Annotated in this window: 5 protein-coding genes; all 5 read right to left on the reverse strand. The window is 34.1% G+C overall.

Translation table 11 applies throughout. The features are described from left to right. Positions 1 to 146 precede the first annotated feature (146 nt). Positions 147 to 596 (reverse strand): DUF6759 domain-containing protein, encoded by a 450-nt coding sequence (locus WFK35_RS21185; protein ID WP_336734522.1) that lies wholly within the window; start codon positions 594 to 596, stop codon positions 147 to 149. Positions 597 to 625: 29 nt separating this feature from the next. Next, positions 626 to 1,270 carry a DUF6759 domain-containing protein gene (locus tag WFK35_RS21190; RefSeq protein ID WP_336734523.1) on the reverse strand — a complete coding sequence of 215 codons (645 nt, stop codon included), beginning with the start codon at positions 1,268 to 1,270 and terminating at the stop codon, positions 626 to 628. A 176-nt stretch (positions 1,271 to 1,446) separates the two neighbouring features. Further along, positions 1,447 to 2,124: a tRNA (guanosine(46)-N7)-methyltransferase TrmB gene (trmB, locus tag WFK35_RS21195; RefSeq protein ID WP_336734524.1), complete on the reverse strand. Its 678-nt coding sequence runs from the start codon at positions 2,122 to 2,124 to the stop codon at positions 1,447 to 1,449. A gap of 70 nt (positions 2,125 to 2,194) precedes the next feature. Further along, positions 2,195 to 2,995 carry a DUF6759 domain-containing protein gene (locus tag WFK35_RS21200; RefSeq protein WP_336734525.1) on the reverse strand — a complete coding sequence of 267 codons (801 nt, stop codon included), beginning with the start codon at positions 2,993 to 2,995 and terminating at the stop codon, positions 2,195 to 2,197. A gap of 207 nt (positions 2,996 to 3,202) precedes the next feature. Further along, the gene (locus WFK35_RS21205; protein WP_336734526.1) at positions 3,203 to 3,991 is read right to left on the reverse strand and encodes a hypothetical protein; all 789 of its coding nucleotides are present in this window, start codon (positions 3,989 to 3,991) and stop codon (positions 3,203 to 3,205) included. Positions 3,992 to 4,151 lie beyond the last annotated feature (160 nt).

Consider the following 4,151-nt stretch of genomic DNA (forward strand, 5'->3'; position numbering starts at 1 on the left):
TTTTGATTGTAATGCCTAAATCCCATATATGTTATTGATTACCAAATAAATATACAAAACAACAGTCAATCTTACAAATGTTTTAATCAAAGAAACCGCCTCAGTTGTGAGACGGCTTCTTTTTTGTTTTTTAATAAAGCTTCCTGTTAATTAGAAAGAGTCACATTATAAGATGAACTGATGAACTTTGTTTGATTGTAAACTGAATTACAAACCATTCCTGAAATATTGTAGTTTTGGTTTTTCGGAACCATTGCAGAACCTATTTTATTGGCGCCAATCGGAATTTTCTTGAAATAATTGTTACCGCTGATCGTAAGAACCATATTACAGCGCGAATTATTTTCAACTGTAATCGAAGTATTCGGGCTGTCTTCCGAACCATTTAGAAGATCTGTTAGAACGGCTGCTGTTTCCGATTTATATGTTTTTATTAAAGTCTGATATTCTAATTCAGTCTGATTAGCAGATGAATTCCGCACACCTGCAGAAGTAGGCGGCGTACTCTTCACAGAATTGTTTGTCGTTCTGTAATGGGTAGCTTCACAACTGCTTAAAGCAAGAATAATAAAAACTGAAGGGAAAAATTTTTTCATACGAAATTTTCTTAGTGTAAATTTAAAAATTACTTGCTTCCCAACATTGCTTTATTTTCAGTTTGTAACGGATTATTAATGGTTAAAAAAATACTTTTCCTGATGTCTTTCTGAGAAGAATATAAAACATCACAAACATGACTTGTAAGTGTATAATTTCCTTTATTGATAACAATGGAGTTTTCACCTTTCGCCGGAACTGCCAAATTATAAAAATCCTTTCCCTGAATTCTTAAAACAATATTGCAGTCCGAATTATTTTTAAACAAAAGAATAACTTCTTTACTGCTGATATCTTCATTAAACATGGCATTAAGCAGTTTTACGGTTTTATCTTTATGTTCAGCCGGCGTCGAGGCAATCAGACGTTTAAATTCTTCTGTTTCCGCTGCATTAGAGTTCTTCATTAAGTTATTAGAAATCTCAGAAATAATAGGCCTTGCGACCATTGGTTTGGCATCTTTCTTTCCTTTGGTCCATTCCGAGTTTTTTAAAGCAATCAGTTTTGATTTTAGTACGCTTCTTTTGGGATCATCGGGATGAGCTGTTTTCAGATAGTTTTCAATTTCAGCAATATTTTTACTTTCTAATATATTTTGCGAATGGTTTTGTACGCTTGCTGAATTGCAGCACACGAGAAGTGTTGTTGAAATAACCAACAGAATTTTTTTCATGATTTATCTTATTCTTTTTGAATAATTTTTGTGTTTTTATACAGTGGTAAAAGGATGCAGAAGTCTGCAGCCTTAATAATTTTCAAGTAATTTATTTACGTAAAAATGTAAAGATAAATCAGATTTTATAAAGTGTTTTTCGAAATAATAATGTCTTTTTTCATCATCTTTTTTGTTTAATTAATCCTGAATTTAATATATGTTATTGTTTTTCCTTTTGCTGAGAAAAGTTCCTCGTAATAGGTTTTTATATCTCTCAAATGCGGAGTATTCGGATCATATTCCAAGGCTCCGTATATATCGTGATGAGCAGTAATGATTTCATAACCTGCTCCCTGCAAAAATCCTAAAGTATATCCGTGAAGAAATTCCGAATCTGTTTTCAGATGAATAATACCGCCGGGTTTCAGAAACTTTTTATATCTGTCTAAAAAATCCGGGTGAGTTAATCTATGTTTGGTTCTTTTGTACTTAATCTGCGGATCAGGGAAAGTAATCCAGATTTCATCAACCTCATTTTCTGCAAAAAAATAGTCTACAAGCTCAATTTGTGTTCTTAAGAATGCTACATTCTTCATGCCGTTTTCTACGGCTTCTTTAGCGCCGAACCAGAATCTTGCCCCTTTAATATCAACTCCGATAAAATTCTTCTCCGGAAATGTTTTTGCAAGCCCCACCGAATATTCACCTTTTCCACAACCCAATTCCAAAACGATAGGATTGTCGTTTTTAAAGAAATCCGTTCTCCATTTTCCTTTAAGATCGAACCCGTTTAAAGCATCTTCTCTTGTTGGCTGAATAACGTTTGGTAATATTTTGTTTTCTGCGAATCTTGCTAATTTATTTTTACCCATGAGAAATTTATAAAATCCTGCAAAAATAGCGAATTTTAAGCAAATGCTTCATTTTTAAATCGGAAAAAGATTATTTTCTGGCAGAACTTCCCAGAGCCACCATTAAAGGTTTCTGAATCGTTTTCTGGGATGCATACTGGGCTCCGCATACGATACTTGTAAAAAGATAATCGCCTTTCTGTACCACGATCGAATTGTCTCCGTGCGAAGGCACAGGAAGTCTGTATTTTGTAGTGCCGATTCCTTCCATACGTACAATAATATTACAGTCCGATTTATTCTCTATCATCACGATACACTCTTTCGCATTGGGATCGTTATCGAAAAGAGAATTCAGGATCTTTACGGTCTTATTTTTATGCTCTGCCGGATTTTCTGCCATAAGCATATTAAATTCTGAAGCTTCCGTATCAGGAATTGCTTCAGCAGGTTTCGGGTTTACAGATGGTGTAGCAGATGAAGCAGGAGCGATATAAACGTTTTTTGGATTGCTTGGTGTATAAACTACCGCAGATTGTCCGACCTGCAGTTCTTTCTGATATTTTGCAATCTGTTTTTGTTTGATGATGGCATTCATCTCATCGAAAGATATTTTGGTTGAAGGTCTTCTCTTCAGCATAGCCAGCCAGTCCTGCATCTGCTTTACTTTCTGGTCTCCGGGCTGTGCGTTTTTTATGTATTCTTTCATCATTTCCATCACGCGGGGTTTCAGGACAGATCTCCGCGGATCATCAGGATGGGCATCCCTCAGGAAAGCATTAATTTCGTAAATATTTTTACTTTTTAAAATTTCACTGTAATCTTTCCCTTTCGACTGAGCAGAAAGAATGATGCACAGCGTCATACTAAAAAAAATAAATAGCTTTTTCATTCACTGGTATTAAAGTGTAAAAGTAAATATTTTTCTCGTTTAATTGATTTATTTTTAGGGTATTAGTATTCAAAATTGCAGGTCAAATTACTTCAATCGTAATGAACATTCAATTTTTTCTAAATTTAAAAATAATTTTAAGTAAAACAAAAAAATGTACATCCGGTTGGAAAATGTACATTTTTTTTGTTTGTATGATATGAAATTTTATTTCAGGACATCCTGAAGATGAGAGTTTCTTAATCGTCTTTGGTAAATCGGAAGATATTTTTCTATCGGGATTTTTATTGCATCAAAATTTCCGGCAAGGACGTAAGGTTCTATATTTTCTGAACTATAGACAAACTGCAGGAAATTATCTATTAGGTTTTCAGGAATTTTGAATTTTGTGAAGTAATCTTTCCCTAAATAATTTTTAATCTGCGTTACGGAATTATTCATTCTTTCATAGGCTACATAACGCTGCTTTTTCTTTCTTTCTCCGGATAAAATATCATAAATGTTTTCCAGGCTGAAGGTAAGTCCGCCGTCCCGCAGACCTGCAACAGGAAGTTGTGGCGGAGTTCCGTCTCCTTTAGGCTCCGGAAGACCAATTACTTTTTTAATGGCTAAAGCCTTATCTTCTTTTCTTATAGAATTAACATCATACCGTAAATTTCCGGTAGGCTTAAAACGGCTGATTACAACCTCCTGAATATCATGATACGCCACCTTCAGCTCAACCAGATTTTTCTGATCCATCATTTCAGGAGTAAGTTTAATGTCTTTTCGCTCTGTAATAATGGAAGTGAAACGGATGACATCGCCCGGATTGGCAGAAATAGAAAAATCACCATTATAATCACTTAAAACAGTTTTCAGTGTGGTAAGATTCGTAACATACATCTGGTTTAGATATAAAACTGAATTATCTCTTAGAAAAACTTCTCCGGAGTATGTTTGTGCATTAATTTTTGCCAGAAAAACTAAAAGCAGCAGAGTAAATAGCTTCTTCATATATACCGCAAAATTACGCAGAAAACCAACAAGCTATACCTATTTTAGTAGTGAAAACAGGTTAAAGTTATATTAAACTTTAATTCGGAATTGTTAATGAATGTTATAAGTATGCTTATAAATTTAAAATGTGTGAAAAACTCTTACGGATTCTTCAACT

The organism is Chryseobacterium sp. VD8 (assembly GCF_037149975.1).
Classification (GTDB): Bacteria; Bacteroidota; Bacteroidia; order Flavobacteriales; family Weeksellaceae; genus Chryseobacterium; species Chryseobacterium indicum.